The sequence below is a fragment of the uncultured Brevundimonas sp. genome, from assembly GCF_963977465.1.
Taxonomy (GTDB): Bacteria; Pseudomonadota; Alphaproteobacteria; order Caulobacterales; family Caulobacteraceae; genus Brevundimonas.
Genome location: NZ_CAXBOQ010000003.1, coordinates 74535 through 92337, shown reverse-complemented (window position 1 = coordinate 92337; position 17803 = coordinate 74535). Strand labels below are relative to the sequence as shown.

General features: G+C 66.9%; 19 protein-coding genes. 4 read left to right on the top strand and 15 right to left on the bottom strand.

The window, feature by feature from the left end:
• From AAC067_RS07390 to AAC067_RS07355, 8 genes are all read right to left on the bottom strand, one after another.
• Window positions 1-1626, bottom strand: coding sequence for a CpaF family protein (locus tag AAC067_RS07390; protein ID WP_339931061.1), 1626 nt, complete (start codon window positions 1624-1626; stop codon window positions 1-3).
• Between the two features lie 11 nt (window positions 1627-1637).
• Window positions 1638-3149, bottom strand: coding sequence for a CpaE family protein (locus AAC067_RS07385; RefSeq protein WP_339931059.1), 1512 nt, complete (start codon window positions 3147-3149; stop codon window positions 1638-1640).
• A gap of 7 nt (window positions 3150-3156) precedes the next feature.
• On the bottom strand, window positions 3157-3849 hold the full coding sequence (locus AAC067_RS07380) for a CpaD family pilus assembly protein (RefSeq protein WP_339931057.1): 693 nt from the start codon (window positions 3847-3849) through the stop codon (window positions 3157-3159).
• An 8-nt stretch (window positions 3850-3857) separates the two neighbouring features.
• Window positions 3858-5282: a type II and III secretion system protein family protein gene (locus AAC067_RS07375; RefSeq protein ID WP_339931055.1), complete on the bottom strand. Its 1425-nt coding sequence runs from the start codon at window positions 5280-5282 to the stop codon at window positions 3858-3860.
• Window positions 5279-6178, bottom strand: a complete 900-nt coding sequence (gene cpaB, locus AAC067_RS07370; protein WP_339931053.1) for a Flp pilus assembly protein CpaB — start codon at window positions 6176-6178, stop codon at window positions 5279-5281. Before cpaB ends, AAC067_RS07375 begins: the two co-directional genes overlap by 4 nt.
• Before the next feature lie 126 nt (window positions 6179-6304).
• A complete protein-coding gene (locus AAC067_RS07365) occupies window positions 6305-6820 on the bottom strand; it encodes a prepilin peptidase (RefSeq protein WP_339931051.1) in 516 nt (171 codons plus the stop codon).
• A 115-nt stretch (window positions 6821-6935) separates the two neighbouring features.
• Window positions 6936-7115, bottom strand: coding sequence for a Flp family type IVb pilin (locus AAC067_RS07360; RefSeq protein ID WP_339931049.1), 180 nt, complete (start codon window positions 7113-7115; stop codon window positions 6936-6938).
• 222 nt (window positions 7116-7337) lie between these two features.
• The gene (locus AAC067_RS07355; RefSeq protein WP_339931047.1) at window positions 7338-7517 is read right to left on the bottom strand and encodes a Flp family type IVb pilin; all 180 of its coding nucleotides are present in this window, start codon (window positions 7515-7517) and stop codon (window positions 7338-7340) included.
• 256 nt (window positions 7518-7773) lie between these two features.
• On the opposite strand from AAC067_RS07355, the gene AAC067_RS07350 reads away from it, so the two are divergent.
• Genes AAC067_RS07350 through AAC067_RS07340 form a run of 3 tightly spaced genes read left to right on the top strand, consistent with a single transcriptional unit; the run spans window position 7774 to window position 9298 of the window.
• Window positions 7774-8184, top strand: a complete 411-nt coding sequence (locus tag AAC067_RS07350; protein WP_339931046.1) for a pilus assembly protein N-terminal domain-containing protein — start codon at window positions 7774-7776, stop codon at window positions 8182-8184.
• Between the two features lie 20 nt (window positions 8185-8204).
• Window positions 8205-8756, top strand: coding sequence for a TadE/TadG family type IV pilus assembly protein (locus tag AAC067_RS07345; RefSeq protein ID WP_339931044.1), 552 nt, complete (start codon window positions 8205-8207; stop codon window positions 8754-8756).
• Entirely contained in the window at window positions 8756-9298 is a 543-nt protein-coding gene (locus tag AAC067_RS07340; RefSeq protein WP_339931042.1) for a TadE/TadG family type IV pilus assembly protein, read from the top strand. Before AAC067_RS07345 ends, AAC067_RS07340 begins: the two co-directional genes overlap by 1 nt.
• Here AAC067_RS07340 and AAC067_RS07335 read toward each other — a convergent pair.
• Genes AAC067_RS07335 through AAC067_RS07320 form a run of 4 tightly spaced genes read right to left on the bottom strand, consistent with a single transcriptional unit; the run spans window position 9286 to window position 12364 of the window.
• Window positions 9286-10602: an anthranilate synthase component I family protein gene (locus tag AAC067_RS07335; RefSeq protein WP_339931041.1), complete on the bottom strand. Its 1317-nt coding sequence runs from the start codon at window positions 10600-10602 to the stop codon at window positions 9286-9288. The genes AAC067_RS07340 and AAC067_RS07335 overlap by 13 nt on opposite strands.
• Entirely contained in the window at window positions 10599-11378 is a 780-nt protein-coding gene (locus tag AAC067_RS07330; RefSeq protein ID WP_339931039.1) for a tyrosine-protein phosphatase, read from the bottom strand. The genes AAC067_RS07335 and AAC067_RS07330 overlap by 4 nt, the downstream gene beginning before the upstream one ends.
• Window positions 11379-11432: 54 nt before the next feature.
• Complete coding sequence (locus tag AAC067_RS07325) at window positions 11433-11738, bottom strand: transcriptional regulator (RefSeq protein ID WP_339931037.1); 306 nt, start codon at window positions 11736-11738, stop codon at window positions 11433-11435.
• Window positions 11738-12364, bottom strand: coding sequence for a hypothetical protein (locus AAC067_RS07320; RefSeq protein ID WP_339931035.1), 627 nt, complete (start codon window positions 12362-12364; stop codon window positions 11738-11740). The genes AAC067_RS07325 and AAC067_RS07320 overlap by 1 nt, the downstream gene beginning before the upstream one ends.
• 100 nt (window positions 12365-12464) lie before the next feature.
• Between AAC067_RS07320 and AAC067_RS07315 the strand changes: the two genes are divergently transcribed.
• Window positions 12465-13223 carry a class I SAM-dependent methyltransferase gene (locus AAC067_RS07315; RefSeq protein ID WP_339931033.1) on the top strand — a complete coding sequence of 253 codons (759 nt, stop codon included), beginning with the start codon at window positions 12465-12467 and terminating at the stop codon, window positions 13221-13223.
• On the opposite strand, the gene AAC067_RS07310 is transcribed toward AAC067_RS07315, so the two are convergent.
• From AAC067_RS07310 to AAC067_RS07300, 3 genes are all read right to left on the bottom strand, one after another.
• The gene (locus tag AAC067_RS07310) at window positions 13216-14661 is read right to left on the bottom strand and encodes an AMP nucleosidase (RefSeq protein ID WP_339931031.1); all 1446 of its coding nucleotides are present in this window, start codon (window positions 14659-14661) and stop codon (window positions 13216-13218) included. The two genes, AAC067_RS07315 and AAC067_RS07310, sit on opposite strands and share 8 nt — an antisense overlap.
• Window positions 14662-14716: 55 nt before the next feature.
• A complete protein-coding gene (locus AAC067_RS07305) occupies window positions 14717-15574 on the bottom strand; it encodes an alpha/beta hydrolase (RefSeq protein ID WP_339931029.1) in 858 nt (285 codons plus the stop codon).
• A 71-nt stretch (window positions 15575-15645) separates the two neighbouring features.
• Window positions 15646-17688: an AsmA family protein gene (locus tag AAC067_RS07300; RefSeq protein ID WP_339931027.1), complete on the bottom strand. Its 2043-nt coding sequence runs from the start codon at window positions 17686-17688 to the stop codon at window positions 15646-15648.
• Between the last annotated feature and the right edge of the window lie 115 nt (window positions 17689-17803).

Here is a 17803-nt window from a genome sequence, read left to right as displayed (position 1 = left end):
CTACTCCGCCGCGTCGAGAGCTTCGGCCAGCTCGCGTTCCAGACCGTAATATCGGGCGCGGTCCCAGAAGCGCGGCCGGGCGATGCCGGTCGAGCGGTGACGGCCGACGATCTTGCCGTTCTCGTCCTCGCCGGTGATCTCGTAGACGAACAGGTCCTGGGTCACGATCACATCGCCCTCCAGCCCGACCACCTCGGTGATGTGAGTGATGCGGCGACTGCCGTCGCGCAGGCGGGCGGCCTGAATAATGACGTCGACCGAGCCGACGATCATCTCGCGGATGGTCTTGGACGGCAGGCCGTAGCCGCCCATGGTGATCATCGATTCCATCCGGCTGATAGCCTCGCGCGGGCTGTTGGCGTGCAGCGTGCCCATCGAGCCGTCGTGGCCGGTGTTCATCGCCTGCAGCAGGTCGAAGGCTTCCGGGCCGCGCACCTCACCGACGATGATTCGCTCGGGACGCATGCGCAGGCAGTTCTTCACCAGATCCCGCATGGTGATCATGCCCTGACCCTCGAGGTTGGGCGGACGCGTCTCCAGTCGCACCACATGAGGCTGCTGCAGCTGTAGCTCGGCCGCGTCCTCGCAGGTGATGACCCGCTCGGTCGGATCGATGAAGGCCGTCAGGGTGTTGAGCAGCGTTGTCTTGCCGGAACCCGTACCGCCGGAAATGACCAGATTACAGCGCGAGGCCCCGATGACGCCGAGCACGCGCGCGCCTTCGGGACTGATGGAGTTGAACTCCACCAGATTGCGCATCGTCAGCTTGTCTTTCTTGAACTTCCGGATCGTCAGCGTCGCACCGTCGATGGCCAGCGGCGGGGCGATAACGTTAACGCGCGAACCGTCGGGCAGGCGGGCGTCGCAGATCGGCGAGCTCTCGTCGACGCGGCGGCCGACCTGCGACACGATCCGCTGGCAGATGTTCATCAGCTGGGTGTTGTCGCGGAAACGGACATTGGTCAGCTGGACCTTGCCGTTGACCTCGATGAACACCCGGCCGGCTCCGTTGACCATGATGTCGGCGATGTCATCGCGGGCCAGCAGTGGTTCCAGCGGCCCGTAGCCGAGGACGTCATTGACGATGTCCTGGACCAGATGCTCCTGCTCGGCGACCGACATGGAGACGTTCTTGATCGCCACCAGCTCGGCGACGATGTCGCGGATCTCTTCCGAGGCGGCCTTGGTGTCCAGCTGCGCCAGCTGGGCTAGGTCGATGGTGTTCATCAACGCGTTGAAAATAGTGGTCTTCGTCGCGTGGTAATAGTCGGACTGCTCGCGGACGACCTCGACCGCCTGGGCCTTCTTCAGCTGTTCAAAGCCCGGCGTGGCCTTGGGACCCGGGGCCCCGGGCTTGGCCTCGGGCTGGTCTGCCGTTTTCGGGCGGGCCGCCAGGGCATCGAGACGATCAGCCGCCGGCGAAGACGGCTTGGCGGCATAAGAGGCGGCCGAACTGGCCGCGGCCGTTTTGGCGGCAGCCTGCGGCGCGGACGCAGCGTCCTCGTCACCGAAACCAAACGATTCGGTCTGGACACCGGCCGTCGGCTGCGCCGCCGCGGCCGGCTTCGGGGCCGGACGCGGTGCGGGGGCGTCACCCCCGGGTTGAGCTGTGCGTTTACCGAACACTCGTGATCCCGTCAGCGCTTCTTGAACATCTTGCCGAAGAGCGAGCCGGAGCGCGCAGCCCCCCCCTTGCCCTTGGGCCCGGCGACGAGCGGAAGCTCGCGACGTGAAACGATCTGGGCCAGGGTCTGGAAGGCCTCGCCCGCCTTGGACTTGCCCGCAGCGTCGAGGATCATCTGCCCGTTATTGGCGGCAGCCCCGAACACCTTCGGCTCGAACGGAATGATCAGGCTGGGGTGGACGCCCAGGGCAGCCCCGAAATCCTTGGCCGGAATTTCCGGACGGCCGGGCACGCCGACCTGGTTCAGAACCAGCCGCGGCGGAGCGTCATTGGGACGGCCACTGCGGATCAGGTCGATCATGTTCTTGGCGTTGCGCAGCGAGGCCAGATCAGGCGTCGCCACAACCACCACCTCGTCGGCGGCGATCAGGCTGCGGCGCATCCAGGCGTTCCAGGTATGCGGCAGGTCCAGCACCACGAAGGGGGCGGTCGAGCGGATCCGCGTGGTGACTTCCTCGAAGGCCTCGGGCGTGATGTCCCAGTCGGTGTCCAGGGTCGCGGGCGCAGCGAACAGGCTCAGCTTGTCGGTGCAGCGCACCATCATCCGGTCCAGCAGCACAGAATCCAGCCGGTCCGGCTGGCTCAGAGCGTCGGCCACGCCGTTCAGCGGATCCTGATTGAAGTCCAGGCCGGCGGTGCCGAACGGCAGGTCGAAATCGACGATGACCGTATTGGCCCCGATCCGCTCGCTCATCGCATAGGCGGTGTTGTGGGCGACAGTCGACGAGCCGGTGCCGCCACGGGCTCCGACGAAGGCAATCGAACGGCCGATGAAGGGCTGGGCCGGGTCGGCGAACAGCCCGCCGATCGCAGAGATCAGCTGCAACGGCTGGACCGGGGCCACCAGATACTCGCTCACCCCCCGCCGCATCAGCTCGCGGAACAGCAGGATGTCGTTGGTCGCGCCGATGACCACCACCTTGGTGCCCGAGTCGCAGACCTGGGCCAGCAGGTCGACTTCGTGCAGGAGGGTGGCGGGATCGGTCAGGCATTCGACGATGATCAGCGGCGGCGTCGGCTCGTGCTGATAGGCCTCGACCGCGGCGGCCACGCCGCCGATACGAATCTGGGTCGTGGCGCGCGACAGGCGTCGGTCCTGACCCGCACGCTCGGCGGCGGCCAGGGTGTCCTGGCGTTCGGCGAAGACATGGATAGCGATGCGCGGCACCGACACCTCGCCGATGCTCGGTGAACCCGCCGGACCGGACGGGACCGGGGCCGAAAAGGCCGCCGAAGCGCCGGCCACAAGTTCGCCAACCGGATTGAACCCGGCCACCGCCGGCACCGCTGCGGCTGTCTCGGTCGGGCTGGTGAACTGCAGCGGTTCACGCGGATTGATGTCGCCGGAGGGCTCGTCAGGAAAGGCCCCGACCGGGGTTCCGTCCGCGTCGGCGGCGAAATCCATGTCGAGGTCGAACTCATCGTCCGAGACTTCGAAGGGGGTGGGAGCGAAGGCGCTGCTCATGGTGTCGCTATTCCACCGCTCGGGCGATCCGGCCGGCCACCAGCGAGTCCTGGGGGGCCGAGGTCGGCTGGCCGCTGCGGTAATTGTCGAAGATCACGGCGGCCCGGCCCGAGTCGGATGGCGTCATGGCCCGCGGGGTCACGATGTCACGCGGATCGGCGATCTGGGCCGCCATATTGGCGGTAATGGCGCAGCCGAGGCCGGCCGACGACTGGTTCGAGAAGCGTCCGCTCATGTCACCCTGCCGGTTGGCACAGTTGGGTACATGGGCCGCAAAGGTCTCGAACCCGGCCAGCACCGGGGCCCGCGGGTCAGGGGCGGCATAGGCGGCGACCCGGATACGATCGCCGGGGATGCCGGCCTGCTCCAGGGCGGCGCGTGCGCCCCAGGCGGCCTGGCCCGAAACCGGATCGTCCCCTGATGGAGCCTCAATGCGGATGTGGTCGGCCCCTGCGACATTGAAACGACCGGCCAGGGCGGTCAGGGCGGCCCGCTGCGTCCCGGACAGGCCGCTGTCGTGAACGGCCAGGGCGATCCGGTCCAAACCGGGTTCGACCTGCAGCGAATAGCGCGAGATCGGGGTCAGCGGCATGGCCGAGCCACCCGCGGCGACGCCGCCACACCCGGTCACGACCAGGCCGGCGGCGAGAACGGCGGCGAGGGCGGCCGCAACGGTCACAGGGGATCTGACGATGGTCACGGGCGTCCTCATTCGATCACATAGCCCACGGGGCCCTGCCAGCCGGACTGGGCGGTGGCGGGGGCGGCATCGGCGGCGCGGCCGTATTGCTGGTTGAGCTGGCCGAACAGGATGGTCTGGGCGTCACTGGCGGTCTGCAGGCCGTCGGCCGGGGTCTGCAGACGGCCGGGCGAGGTCGGCGAAACGATGTAGGCCTCGACGATAATCACCAGTTCGGTCTCGCCCGACAGATAATCGCGCGACCGGAACAGGGCCCCCAGGATGGGGAGATCGCCGACGCCGGGCAGTTGGTCGATATTCTGGCGGGTGTCCTCGCGCAGTAGGCCGGCGATCATCAGCGAACCGCCCGAAGGCAGCTCCACCGTGCTCGAGGCACGACGTACGTTGAGCGCCGGGACAACCAGTGCATTGGGGCCCGTACCGCCCAGGGTGAAGGCCCCCGAGGTGGTCAGTTCGGACACTTCGGTCGACAGCTGCAGCGAGATGCGGCCCTGGGACAGAACGATCGGGCGGAAGGCCAGCCGGACGCCATAGGGTTTGAACTCGACCGTAACATTGCCGTCCTTGTCGCGACCGACGGGAACGGGGAATTCACCCCCGGCCAGGAATTCTGCGTTCTCGCCGTTGACCGAGGTGAGATTGGGCTCGGCCAGGATGCGCACCAGGCCGGCACGTTCGAACGCGCGCAGGGTTCCGGCCAGCGAATTTCCGTTGCCGGCATTGTCCGTATAGGTGGCGACACCGCCGCCCAACTGACTGCCCGCGACGCCAAACGTGGCGCTCTGGACGAAGCTCAGGCCATCTCCGACATTGTTCAGCACGGCGCTGACGTCGAGGCCCAGCTGTTTGATCGCGGTGCGCTGCACCTCGACCACCCGGGCCTTGACCATGACCTGGTCGGAGCCGGCGATGGTCATCATGTTCAACACCTTCTCGGGTGTCGCCACGAAGGCACGCGCGATCTGGGTCACCCGGTCGGCTTCGCCCGGGCTGGTGACCGATCCGGTCAGGATGATGCTGTCATTGACTGCCTCGGCATGGACATTGGAGCCGGGCAGCACCCGGTCCAGCGTGTCCTGCAGGGCCGAGACCCCGGCATCGACGCGGATGCGCAGCGACAGGATGGTGCGGCCGGTGGCGTCGAGGATGACCGCGTCGGTCTCGCCCGGCTGCAGGCCGATGATGGTGATCCGCCGCGGCGAATGCAGCATGGCCTCAGCGACGACCGGATTGGGCACGATCACGTCGCGGGCGTCGCTGGGCAGGTCGATAGCCATCGACGAGCCGCGCGGCAGGTTGATCAGCTGCGGCGCCGCGCCCATCGCCACGGTCGAGCGGGTCTGGGCGATGGAGGGCGCCGGCGCGAGCACGCCCAGGGCCAGGACGGCGGCACAGGCAGCTGTGGCGATACGGGGCAGGGTCAGGCGCGTCATTGGACCACCACCACTTCAGGGGCACCGCCGCGATAGACGCGGACGGCCTGGGATTGTCGGGCCGCCGCACCGACGCCGCCGGACGGGCCGGCCGTATCGGCATAGGAACGCAGAACCAGCGACAGCTCGCCCTCGGACTTGGCCAGGGCCAGGGACTCGGCGTCGCGCGGCCCCAGTTCGAGGGTGGCCGTGGCACCGACCACAGCCTGTTCGTCGTCCCCGGCGCGGGTCGACTGGTCGATGGCCAGAACCTTGACGTTCTGCATCACGGTCGCGGAAGTGAATTTGGAGCGGTCTCCGTCCTCCCTGCCGACATTCGACAGATTGGTCTCGCGGGTCAGCAGCACATCGACGCGATCGCCGGGCAGGATGAAACCGCCGGCGGCGGTTTCCACGGTCACGCGGATCGCCATGGCCCGCATGCCGGGTTCCAGATAGGCGGCCATATAGCCGCTGTCGCCGGCGCGAACGATCTTGCGGCCCACGATCGGCTCACCGGCCAGAATGGGTTCGCGCACGACCGAGCCGACATAGTCGGCCTTGGCACCACCGGTGGCCAGGTTGGTGGCGGCGCGGGTGACGCTGGCGACCGCCCCTTCGGGCTTGTCCTCAGGTGCTTCGCCGCCGGGCACCTGCACGGTGCCGTCGGTGATGAACATCGGATTGACGTCGGCGGCGGGCCAGTCCTTCCACTCCATATCCGAATCGGCCATCCGGCGGCCGGGCTCCAGATTGCGGGCAGCTACCAGGACCTTGGCCATCGGGACGACCGCAACGGCCGGCGCAGCTGTGGCGACGGCAGTCGGCGCGCCGGAACCCATTGACCGCACCACGAGGGCGAGGCCGATGGCCGAAACGGCGGCGATACAGATGACAACGATACGGGCGGGCTTCATCGAAGGTCTCCGGCAGGCGCGCCCGGACGCGGATTCGGGTTCCGGCCCCTGCCGTTAATGACCATGAAGCGCGCGGGTTAACGTGCCCCTAAGCCTGCCCTGGCCCGTATGCGGGGCCGAACCGGGTCACAGGCCGGCCGAAAAGCTCTCGAGCAGCGCACTGGACGGATAGGCCATCAAGGCCCCGATCGCGATGGCGACGCCGTAGGGGATGTCGCCGCGGGGCTCCATCAGATGAACCACCCAGCCGGGCGCCCCCATCAAATAGGGACGGGAATAGAAGCGGGCGAAGATCAGAACCGCACAGAACAGCCCTCCGACCAGTCCGGTCCACAGCAGGAACATGCCCGAACCGGTCACACCCAGCCACAGGCAGGCGGCCGCGATCAGTTTGGCGTCACCGCCGCCGATCCAGCGCAGGGCGAACATTCCGGCCCCGACGAACAGGGCGGCGATCGCTATCCCGACATGGATACCAATTGCCACGGGAGCCAGGCCGACCGCCAGCGCCGCCGGAAAGAACCCGACGACCAGGACGCCCGAAATCCAGTTCGGGATGGTCATGCTGATCAGGTCCTTCAGCCCGGCCGTAATGGCCAGGGCCGGAAGAATGCTGAGCAGGAGCAGGGTCAGGGTGTCCATGGGACCCTTGTGCACGCGCGCCGGTTAAAGCGGGGTTTCGGCCCGGCACCGGACGCCAAAAGGGCCGGAGCGTTTCCGCTCCGGCCCTCCCGGTTTCAAGACGTTGGTCGGTGCCTTAGGCGCCGGCGGTTCCGCCCATGCCGGTCACGACGGCATTGAACTTTTCCTTGATCGTCGAGCCGAGCGCGGTCACGGCCGAAATGATCACGACGGCAATCAGGGCAGCGATCAGGCCATACTCGATGGCCGTGGCACCGGATTCGTCAGACATGAAACGCGAAACAAACTTGGTCATCTGGATTTTCCTTAAAAGGGAAGTGAAGCGAGCAACTGGCGGGGGAGCCGGTAGCCCGCCTGACCCCCAAAACGCAGGATCACCATCCCCCATGTGGGTTAAGGTCGGGTCGCCAGGCGTGGTTACTGAACTTTTACTCAAAATCATCACCAGGCCCGACAAGCGAAAGGGCCGGAGCGTTTCCGCTCCGGCCCTCCCGGTTTCAAGACGTTGGTCGGTGCCTTAGGCGCCGGCGGTTCCGCCCATGCCGGTCACGACGGCATTGAACTTTTCCTTGATCGTCGAACCGAGAGCGGTCACGGCCGAAATGATCACGACGGCAATCAGGGCAGCGATCAGGCCATATTCGATGGCCGTGGCGCCGGATTCATCCGAAATGAAGCGCGAAACAAAATTTGTCATGGTCAGTATCCTTCTTTGAGCGAGCAGTCGATTTCCACCAGGAGAGCCATCGGTTTGCCCGCTTGACCCCTACTTACATTCCAACAATGCCCTAGCTTGATTAAAGTCGAGTAAAGTGCCCACGAAAACTCTACCTGTTTTTGGTTACACTGCGTTTACTATACCGATGGTCCATTTCAGACTTTATTGAGGTTTGGCAGGCACCTTCGGCCGCGTCGCCTCGCGCGCGCCCTCGATAAAGTGGAACCCCGCCGCCATGTCCCGATCCGTCGCCACACGCCCCCTCGCCCGGCTGGCCGTTCTGGCCGTCGCCGTCCTTGCCCTGCCGGGGATCACCCTGGCCCAGGCGCAACCCCTGAACGTCGGCATCGACCAGTCGACCCGGGTCCAGCTGAGCGGTCCGGCCGGTTCGGTGATTGTCGGTAACCCGCAGATCGCCGACGTCACCGTCGTCGACGCCAACACCCTCTACATCACCGGCAAGGGCTATGGCGTGACCGAGATCGTCGCTGTCGACAGCATCGGGCGCACCGTCTTCCAGAGTCAGGTGGTCGTCACCGCCGGCAGCGGTTCGGGCCAGGTCCGTGTCTGGCGTGGTGGTCAGGCCACCGAAATGGCCTGCGCCTCGTCCTGCTCGCCCTCGGTGCGCGCGACCCCGACCCCCTGAACGCCGGAGCGACTGTCTCCATGACCCGCCCGACCGCTCCGTCCCGACCCGGCCGCCGCCGGCGCACCGGTTTCTGGCGCGCCCGGGACGGGTCGACGGCGGTTGAATTCGCCATGGTCGCCCTGCCCTTCTTCTTCATGATGTTCGCCATCCTTGAGCTGGGCCTGGTCTTTGTCATCGACTCGGTCCTCGAGAACGCCACGGCCGAAACCTCGCGGCTGATCCGCACCGGTCGGGCCGAGAACTCGGGGATGACGGCGGAACAGTTCAAGACCTCCCTGTGCGGCCGGATGAGCATTTTCCAGGCCGACTGCAACGCACGGGCGACCGTCGATGTCCGGGTTATTCCAAACTTCAGCACGCCGAACCCGCCCGACCCCATGGCCTCCGGCAGCTTCCAGACGAGCGATCTGGGTTACGACGACGGCACCGCCGGCAGCACCATGCTGATCCGCGTCTGGTACAAGCAGCCGCTGGTCACCCCGTTCATGAACGAAGGTCTTTCGCGGTTGAAGGATGGCTCGGCCTACCTCACCTCGACCGCCGTGTTCCGCAACGAGCCGTTCATCTGATGGCCGCCCGGCGCAAATCCCTGTTCGCCCGGCTGCGCGACGATCCGCGCGGCGTGTCAGCGGTCGAATTCGCCCTGCTGGCCCCGGTCATGATCGCCTTCTATTTCGGCCTCGCTGAATTCTGCCAAGGCTATATGGCCCAGAAGCGTATGGGCCACGTCTCGGCCGTGGTCGCAGACCTGGTGGCCCAGAGTGACTCGATCAGATCCAGCCAGATGACGGACATGTTCAGGGTCGGCGACCTGGTGATGAAGCCCTTTTCCAGTACGCCCCTGAAACAGCGCGCCTCCAGCCTGACCCGCGACACCAACGGCGTGGTCAAGGTCGACTGGAGCCAGGCCTCGGGCATGGCCGCTCGCAACGCCGGCAGCACGGTGGTCATTCCCGACGGTCTGATCGAAAACGGCGAGAGCGTCATCATGACCGAGGCGACCTATGACTATGACTCGCCGGTCGACTATCTGATGCCGTCGGTCACCCGCTTCAGCCAGACCTACTATCTGCGTCCGCGAACCGTCGACAAGGTCGGCTACACCAACTGATCGCCGACCAGGGCTTCGCGCAGAGCCCGGATCTTGGCGGTGGTTTCCTGGAGCTCGGACTCCGGGTCACTGTCGGCGACGATGCCGGCCCCGGCCAGGGTGCGGTAGCGCCAGACGCCCTCACGCCGCTCGAAGCTCGCGGTCCGGATCAGGACCGAGGCCGTCAGCCCGCCGTCCTCATCGATCCGGAACAGCGAACCGCACCAGGGTCCACGCGGCGGCTCGTGGCCCGCGATCACCTTCATCGCCTGATGTTTGGGGGCTCCGGTGATCGAGCCCGGCGGGAAGGTTGCCTCCAGAAGATCGGCAGCGCTGACGTCCGGACCCGCCGCCCCGGTCACCGTCGACACCAGATGATGCACGGTCGGCAGGGTTTCGATCTCGAACAGGCGCTCGACCCGCACTGTGCCCGGCCGGGCCACGCGGGACAGGTCGTTGCGCATCAGATCGACGATCATCAGATTCTCGGCCCGGTCCTTGGCGCTGGCCTGCAGTTCGCGCGCCAGCGCCGCGTCGCGATCCGGGTCGCCATCGCGTGACCGGGTACCCTTGATCGGGCGGGTTTCGATGCGCCCGGTCCCGGCCTCAAAGGCCAGGAACAACTCGGGAGAATTGGATACCAGCGCCCGGTTCCCCAGCCGCCAGTAGGCCCCGTAGGCCGCGGCCCGGGTCCCGGCCAGGCGCAGCATCACATCGAACGGTTCGGCTCCCGCAGCCAGTTCACCCTGCCAGGCCCGGGCGATATTGGCCTGGAACAGCTCTCCGGCGGCGATCCGCGCGACCACATCCGCCACCGCCGCGCGATAGGCCGGATCAGGGGTTTCGGCGACAAAATCCAGCGCTGGGGCGACCGGTACCGGCGGCTGGCTCGCGTCCGCCAGCCAGCCCTCGGCCACATCGGCGGACGCTTCGGCCGCCTTTGCATCGACGCCGCGCCCGATGACCCGCACCCGACGCGTCTGGTGATCGAACCCCAGCATCGCCGGATAGCGGGCCAGCATCAGGTCCGGCCAGACTTCGGTGCGCGCGCCAGTGGCCGGGCGGGCACCCGCGTCATAGCTGACCAGCCCCACGGTCCCGGTGGCGAATTCGGGTCGTCGCAGGGCGGCGAACGGGGCCGCAGCCTCGACCGGCCCGACATGGACCCGATCCGGATCACAAGCGACCCACGACCAGCGACCCAGTGGCCCACCGTCCGACAGCAGCGCCAGGGATCCGTCCCGATTCCTCAGCCCGGCGGCCACGGCCAGGGGCTCACTCCACGGCCGGTCCCGCGCATGGCTGGCGCGGAGCGGGACGGTCATGCCGACAGGCGCGCGCCGATCCGGTCGCGCAGCGCCGCATCGACCCCCAGCGCCTCGGCCAGGTAAGCGTCGGTCGAGCCGTAGCGTTCGTCGATCGCTGCCCAGGCGGCCTCCAGATAGGCGGGCTCTACCCCCATGAAGGCCACGACGGCGTCATGGGCGGCGGGGCGGCCGGTCATGGCTTCCAGCTGACGGGCGATGGCCGGCGCACGCGCCTCCAGGTCCACGGCCACATTGGTCAGCAGATAGTCCTCGACCATGTCGTCGTGCTCGACACCCAGCAGATGATGGGTCAGCGCCGCCAGCACGCCGGTCCGGTCCTTGCCCGCCGCACAATGGATCAGAACCGGCCGGTCGCTGTCGGCCAAGGCGCGGAAATAGCGGCTGAACAGGTCGAGGTGGGCATCGGCGAACGGCAGCTTGCGATAGGTTTGGGTCATGAAGCGCCGCCCGGACTGGGGCGTCAGGTCGGCAGTCTTCAGGAAGGTGATGTGCGGGGCCTCACCGACGGCATCCAGATCACTCTCGATCACCGTGCCACCGAAGCCGTCCGGTCGCCGCGACGGCTGGTTCGTCCGTTCCACCGGCCGGCGCAGATCGACCACGGTCCCGATGTCCAGCGCCGCCAACCGCGCCAGATCGGCGGGGCTCAATCGCGCATGATGGGCGGAGCGCAGCAGGCGGCCCGGCCGGACCCGCGCACCCGCCGCGGTCGCGTAGTCCCCGTAGTCACGAAAATTGTCGAGGGCGTCGAAGCGGAGGATGCGGCTGCTCATCGCTCCTGCATAGACCGCCGGTGGTCCGCTTGGAACCACCGGCCACCTATGGGGTCACCCCGGGTCGGCAACCAGTCCGGACATGGCGTCCAGATAGGCGACGAAGGCCGTGCGTCCCGTGTCGGTCATGCTTGCCCGGGTCATCGGCTTGCGGCCCTGGAAGGTCTTGGTCACCGCCACGAATCCGGCGTCCTCCAGCTTGCGCAGATGCACCGACAGATTACCGTCCGTGGTCTGCAAACGCGCTTTCAGTTCATTGAAGTTGGCGGATTCGGCCCCGGACAGATAGGCCATGATGCCCAGTCGGATGCGTCCATGAATGACGTCATCAATCAGGTTGATATCGAAATCGTCCGCCATCAGACGATCTCCGACGGTTCCTGCCGCATCAGAATCAACCCGGGAACAAAAGCAACCAGGAATAGCACTGCGGTGAACACCAGATAGAGGCCCGCTCCATCCGCAAACCAGCCCACGGCGATGGCACCGGCGAAAGACAGCACGGCGACGGCCGTCATCCAGCGCACACCCGTCATGGCCCCTGCGATCATCCAGGCTGAGCCGTAGGCGACGAAGACGACGATGGGCATGACGTTCATCATCGACCAGTTGCCCGTCTTGAACCCCATGGCCATGAGTCCCAGCCAGGTAGCGAAGATGCCGATGCCGACGGCCGACCATGCGGCTCCCACCGCCCGGTTGCCGGCCGAGTTGCAGCCAGGCTTGCCCTTCATCCGACCGATCAACATCAACAGCGCCAGGGTGAACACCACACCCGCGCCGATCCAGAGCCAGAGCGGAGCCCACGGACTGGCGGTGATCACGCCGCTGAGCAGGGCCCACTGACCCAGGTTGGCGATGCCGAAGACGAAGGCAGCGGTGACGAGTATCGGCCCCGCCAGCAGCGGTGCATGTTTCCCCTCGTGGGCCAGGGCCCGCATATAGGCGATGTCCTCGTGGACGGATTTCATCTGGTCATTGGTCATGGTCGTCACCTCCTGTTCACCGTCACAGTGCCACCGTTACTTTGCATTGTAAAGCACTTTTCACATGGCGAGATGACCTCCCCCGTCGTAGCGTCCGGCCATGGCCTCATCGATCAATTATCACTGCCTCGCCTATGCCGCGCTCGAGGTCTGCAACCCGCTCGACATGCCGACGGTCGATGCCGCCGTGGCCCGCACCGGCCTGCGCCCCGGAGCCCGTGCCCTGGACATCGGGACCGGCAACGGGGCTATCGCCGTCCGGCTGGCCGAAGCGTTCGGCCTGGAGGTGACCGCCGTCGAACTGGACCCGGCCATGGCCGACATTGCGCGCGGCCGTATCGCCGCGTCTGCGGCGGCGAACCGCATCCGTCTGCGCCAGACATCCTCGGGCGCAGTGCTGGCTGACATCGCCCCGCTGGACCTGATCGTCGCCACGGGAACCACCGATCCGGTCGGGGATGGTCAGCTCGAACCCGCCGCCATCCTCGCGGCCCTTGCCGGTCACCTGAAGCCAGGCGGCTGGCTGCTATGGGGCGACCTGATCTGGACCGCGGAGCCGCCGGTACCGGTGCGTCAGATCTTCGAACTGACCAATCGTTTCACGACCCATGAGGGCACCCATGAGGCCGCCCGTGCCGCCGGACTGGAGGTCGTCAGCGCCGGGATTTCGCCGCAGGCGGCAATGGACCACTATATCGGAACGGCGGATCGGGAGGCCCGCGCCTGGCTGGCCGAACATCCGGACGCTCCCGAGGCCGCCGCCGTCCGGGCGGCAGCTGACCGGGTGAAGATCACGTTCGAGTTCGGCAACGACTTTGTCGATTTCAGCCTCTATCTGCTGCGCAAACCGCTTATCTGAACGGCGGCTCGTCAAAGGCGCGCAACTTGCGGGAATGCAGTTTGTCGCCCTCGGCCCGCAGCAGGTCGACCGCCTGGATGCCGATCTGCAGATGCTCGGAAATCGACCCCTCATAAAAGCGGTTGGCCTGCCCCGGCAGCTTGATCTCGCCATGCAGTGGCTTGTCCGACACGCAAAGCAGCGTCCCGTAAGGCACCCGGAAGCGATAGCCTTGGGCGGCGATGGTGGCGCTCTCCATGTCGATGGCCACGGCCCGACTCTGGTTGAAGCGCAGCGCCGACTTGGAATATCGCAGCTCCCAGTTCCGGTCGTCGGTGGTGACCACCGTGCCGGTGCGCAGGCGACGCTTGACCTCCTCGCCCGGCGCGCCGCTGACCGACTTGGCCGCGTCATAGAGGGCGCGCTGCACCTCGGCGATCGACGGGATGGGAATGTCCGGCGGCAGCACCGCGTCCAGCACATGGTCGTCACGCAGATAAGCGTGGGCCAGCACATAGTCGCCTATGGTCTGGCTGGGGCGCAGACCGCCGCAGTGACCGATCATCATCCAGGCGTGCGGCCGGGTCACCGCCAGGTGGTCGCAGATCGTCTTGGCGTTCGACGGGCCGACGCCGATATTGACCAGGGTGATGCCGTTCCAGCCGGGCGCGGTCAGGTGATAGGCGGGCATCTGGTGCTTGCGCGAGGCCGTGTCCATCACCGCCAGTTCGGGGTCCGGATTGTCACGCGTGATTACCACGCCCCCGGAACAGGACAGGGTTTCGTACGGACTATCCGGATCGGCCAGCTGGACACAGGCCCAGCGGACAAATTCGTCGACATAGCGATGGTAGTTGGTGAACAGGATGTAGGACTGAACGTCCTCGACCGGGGTGCCCGTGTAGTGGCGCAACCGCGCCAGCGAGAAATCGGTGCGCAGGGCATCGAACTGCGACAGCGGAAAGTCCCCGGTCAGATCGAACAGACCATCGGAGACCTCGTCGCCGATATTGGCCAGATCAGTGGTCGGGAAATAGCGGGCGATAGTCGCGGTCTGGCTGCGGTCCAGCACCACGTCCGAACCGTCCAGCACATAGGGGAAGGGGATTTCCTGCTCCGACGACCCGACCTCGAAGGTGGCACCATAGTCCTGTTCCAGCAGCGTCAGCTGCTCTTCCAGATAGGTGCGGAACAGGTCGGGCCGGGTCACCGTGGTTGAATAGATGCCGGGCCGCGACAGCCGGGCATAGGCGCGGATCGGCTGAACCTCCAGCCGCTCGCCGAACCAGCTGACCCGTAGCTTCGGATAGGCGAACAGGCCGGTCGCCCGGGCCTCGGGCGTCGGGCGCTCGCCGGTGGTGAGAAAGGTGCGAACCGCGTCCCGCAGGTTGGCGACCGATTGATTGTAGTGGGCTTCGAGGCGGTCCAGTGCCGCCTGGGCTGTCATGGCTTTTGTCATGACCTCCACTAGCGGAAGTTCGTGACCTTGGCGAGACGGCGGCGCTTGCCGGGCGTCAGGCCAGTTCCCGGCTGAAGAAGCGGGTGACGTCATCCAGCACCGCGGCCTTCTTGCGGAACAGCGGCGAGAAGGTCGCGATCATCCCGGCATGGTCCAGCCCCGGATAGAGATGCGCCTCCGACCGCCCGCCCAGCGCCTGCATCCGGTCGTTCAGGATCACCGTGTCGTCATCGTGCACCACCGTGTCGGCGGTGCCGTGACCCAGCCACAGCGGCGGGGCGTCGGCCCGGGCAAAGGTCACCGGCTGGGTCAGGGTCGGATCCGGGGCCCGTCCGAAGGCATTGACCGAGGCCGGCACGTCGAACGGCAGGAACTCATAGGGCCCGGCCAGGCCCGCGGCGGCGCGGATCAACGCCGGACGGTCGACCGCGGCCATATAGCGCCGGTCCAGCGTGATCATCATCGCCAGATGGGCCCCGGCCGAATGGCCGATCACGCCCAGCCGCCCGGCATCGCCGCCATGGTCGCCGACCGCCGTCGCCACCGCCGCCGTGGCCGCCGCCGCATCCTCGATGAAGGCCGGGAACAGCACGTCCGGTACCAGCCGGTAATCCGGTACCGCCACCACGAATCCACGCGCCGCCAGCGCCTGGGCCGCCCAGGCGTAGACGGTCCGCGTCCCGGAATCCCAGCCTCCGCCGTAGAAGAAGACCAGAGTCGGCAGGGGGCGGCCCCCGGTGTTCACCGGCGCATGCAGATCAAAGCGCTGGCGCGGATCATCGCCATAGGGAAGGTCCTGCGCCACCCGGCGCACCCCGGCATCGCGCGGGCCGAACTGGTTCAGCAGTCCCAGCGGCGAACAGGCGGTGACCAGCGCACCGAGCGCGGGGGCGAGGAATCCTCTACGGGTCATGCGATCTCGTCAGTCGAAGGGTCAATGCGGCTAGATACGCATGAAACGACAAATTGGCTCAAATCTCCGGATCATCGCGCCCCGGCGACCAGCGCCCCGCAATTGGCATCCTCGGCCAGACCCGGATCGATGAAGGGCAGGATCGCCGCCAGCGGATTGACGAGCGCGGCAATCACGCCGGCCAGTCCGACCTGTCCGGCCACCGCCGCCCCGTCGACGCCCAGCTTCGGCGCGACCAGCGGACCCCTGACCGTGATCGGGGCCCACACCCTCAGCAGGCGCGGCTGTTTGGTTTCCCCGTCGATGCGCAGGTTCATGGTTTCGGACCCGAGATTGATCGTGCCCGTTCCCTTGGCCAGCACCACGTCTGTATCGATGACGAAGGTCTTGGCCGTGGCGGTCCCCCCGACCACGTCGAAATCCGCCACCGCGCAGCGAATATCCGTCGTCGACCGGTCACCCGACAGCAGCAGGCTCAGACCCCGCCCGACATTGATACCCAGCAATTCGGCGAAGGCCTTGCGGATCTGCCCCTGCGGCACGACCAGGCTGACCGTACCCTTGGCGTTGGCCGCCAGGTCGTGGACCGAGGCTCCCGGCCCTTCCAATCTGGCCCGGCCCAGCGCCAGTCCGGTGACCGTCGGCGCGCCGTTGCGGGCGGGGATGATCGATTCCAGCGGATAGCCGGACAGTCGGAAATCGACCGTGCTGTAGGGTACGTCCTTGCGCGCATCGATCCGTGCCGTCCCGTTCAACTCGCCGCGACTGAAGGTAAAGGCGACCGGATCCAGCTTCAGCACCCCCCCGTCCAGCCCGGCATCCAGCCGCACCCGGCGGATTTCCAGATCGTTGCGTTTCACCGAGGCCGCGCGATAGCTCAGCGTGCCGTCCATCGCCCGCAGGCGGCTCGTCTGCAGCGGGGCGTCAGGCAGCAGACGACCCGGCGTTCCAGAGGTCACCGTGGTGCCACCGGCGCTGACCTGCGGCTGCGCGCCCAGCACCGTCATCAGGTCGGCGATATCCAGCGACTGCGAGTGCAGCATCGCCTCGACCCGACGCCGGTCCCCGACCTTGTCGACCTTGATATCGCCCGACAGGTCCGAAGAGCCGACCCGGCCGCTGAAATCCTTGAACCGGAACAGGGCGTCGTCGCGGCTCAACGCCCCGCTCAGGCGATAGCGCGGCGTATTGGGCAGGGTGATCCCGGTCAGCAGATACAGGTCCGCCATGTCCCGCCCCTCAAGGCTCAGAGTGGCGTTGAACTGACCCAGATCGAACGGTCGGGTGATCGCGCCGTCGGCCTTGAGCCGCGAATTGACCCCGGACAGCTCGGCGATGAAGTCGTAGGGGTGGTCGCGACGGATATTGATGAACGGCCCCCCGCGCACGGTCAGGGTCAGGGGTGTGCCGTTGATGGTGCCGTCGCCCTGAAGGTGAAATCCGGCCTGTTCGTCCGAGCCCTCGCGCGCGCTGACCGTTGCCTCCAGCTTCACATTGCGTCGCTGTTCGTCCAGCGACAGCTTGCCGTCGGTAATGATCAGCCGGTGGATCGGCGGCAGCTTCATGCCCTGGCCGTCGTCCGGCCGGTCCGGATGCAGGGTCCAGCTGGTGCGGCCCTCCTTGTCGGCGATCAGCACCACATTGGGCCTGATAATCGACAGCAGCGGCATCTCGATCTGCCCGACGAACAGGCGTCGCATCTGCACCATCACCAGCAGATCTTCGACCTGAACCGTGTCGCGCGCCAACGCCCAGTCCGGCCCGCCGATGCGCAGGTCGCGCACCCGGGCCGACGGCGTCCAGCTGAACAGGTTGACGTCCAGGTCGCCGTTCAGCTCGATCTCGCGGTCATAGGTGGTCGAGGCCCAGCGCCCGATCGGTCCACGCAGCCAGTTCCAGTCGAACAGCAGCAGAAAGACCACTGTCGCGACGACGAGCAACAACGCGACACTCGCGGCCCAGATCTCCGCCCGGCCGGGGGACCGAAGCGCGCGATAGACCGGATCATTGTTCTGAATCCAGGCGTAGCCGCCCCGGACCCGGGCCCCGGCGGGAATCAGCGCGCGCTCGCGCACGGCGCTCCAGTGGGACTTCCAGTCCAGGGGTTTGGCCACGTGATCGTCTCCGGCGGAAACCCATCAACGCCTGACGGACCACTTTGGCTTCAACCGACGCTGGCAAGCCCGGGACTCCGACACCAGAACGGGACACGGTATCGCTCCGCGTCCC

Bases quoted from the DNA above. Each gene is read 5' to 3' on its own strand.
- AAC067_RS07385 (WP_339931059.1), bottom strand. From the start codon at position 3,149: ATGAGCAGCGCCTTCGCTCCCACCCCCTTCGAAGTCTCGGACGATGAG.
- AAC067_RS07320 (WP_339931035.1), bottom strand. From the start codon at position 12,364: ATGACCAATGACCAGATGAAATCCGTCCACGAGGACATCGCCTATATG.
- AAC067_RS07360 (WP_339931049.1), bottom strand. From the start codon at position 7,115: ATGACCAAGTTTGTTTCGCGTTTCATGTCTGACGAATCCGGTGCCACG.
- AAC067_RS07335 (WP_339931041.1), bottom strand. From the start codon at position 10,602: ATGACCGTCCCGCTCCGCGCCAGCCATGCGCGGGACCGGCCGTGGAGT.
- AAC067_RS07350 (WP_339931046.1), top strand. From the start codon at position 7,774: ATGTCCCGATCCGTCGCCACACGCCCCCTCGCCCGGCTGGCCGTTCTG.
- AAC067_RS07330 (WP_339931039.1), bottom strand. From the start codon at position 11,378: ATGAGCAGCCGCATCCTCCGCTTCGACGCCCTCGACAATTTTCGTGAC.
- AAC067_RS07325 (WP_339931037.1), bottom strand. From the start codon at position 11,738: ATGGCGGACGATTTCGATATCAACCTGATTGATGACGTCATTCATGGA.
- AAC067_RS07305 (WP_339931029.1), bottom strand. From the start codon at position 15,574: ATGACCCGTAGAGGATTCCTCGCCCCCGCGCTCGGTGCGCTGGTCACC.
- AAC067_RS07345 (WP_339931044.1), top strand. From the start codon at position 8,205: ATGACCCGCCCGACCGCTCCGTCCCGACCCGGCCGCCGCCGGCGCACC.
- AAC067_RS07365 (WP_339931051.1), bottom strand. From the start codon at position 6,820: ATGGACACCCTGACCCTGCTCCTGCTCAGCATTCTTCCGGCCCTGGCC.
- AAC067_RS07340 (WP_339931042.1), top strand. From the start codon at position 8,756: ATGGCCGCCCGGCGCAAATCCCTGTTCGCCCGGCTGCGCGACGATCCG.
- AAC067_RS07310 (WP_339931031.1), bottom strand. From the start codon at position 14,661: ATGACAAAAGCCATGACAGCCCAGGCGGCACTGGACCGCCTCGAAGCC.
- cpaB (WP_339931053.1), bottom strand. From the start codon at position 6,178: ATGAAGCCCGCCCGTATCGTTGTCATCTGTATCGCCGCCGTTTCGGCC.
- AAC067_RS07375 (WP_339931055.1), bottom strand. From the start codon at position 5,282: ATGACGCGCCTGACCCTGCCCCGTATCGCCACAGCTGCCTGTGCCGCC.
- AAC067_RS07355 (WP_339931047.1), bottom strand. From the start codon at position 7,517: ATGACAAATTTTGTTTCGCGCTTCATTTCGGATGAATCCGGCGCCACG.
- AAC067_RS07315 (WP_339931033.1), top strand. From the start codon at position 12,465: ATGGCCTCATCGATCAATTATCACTGCCTCGCCTATGCCGCGCTCGAG.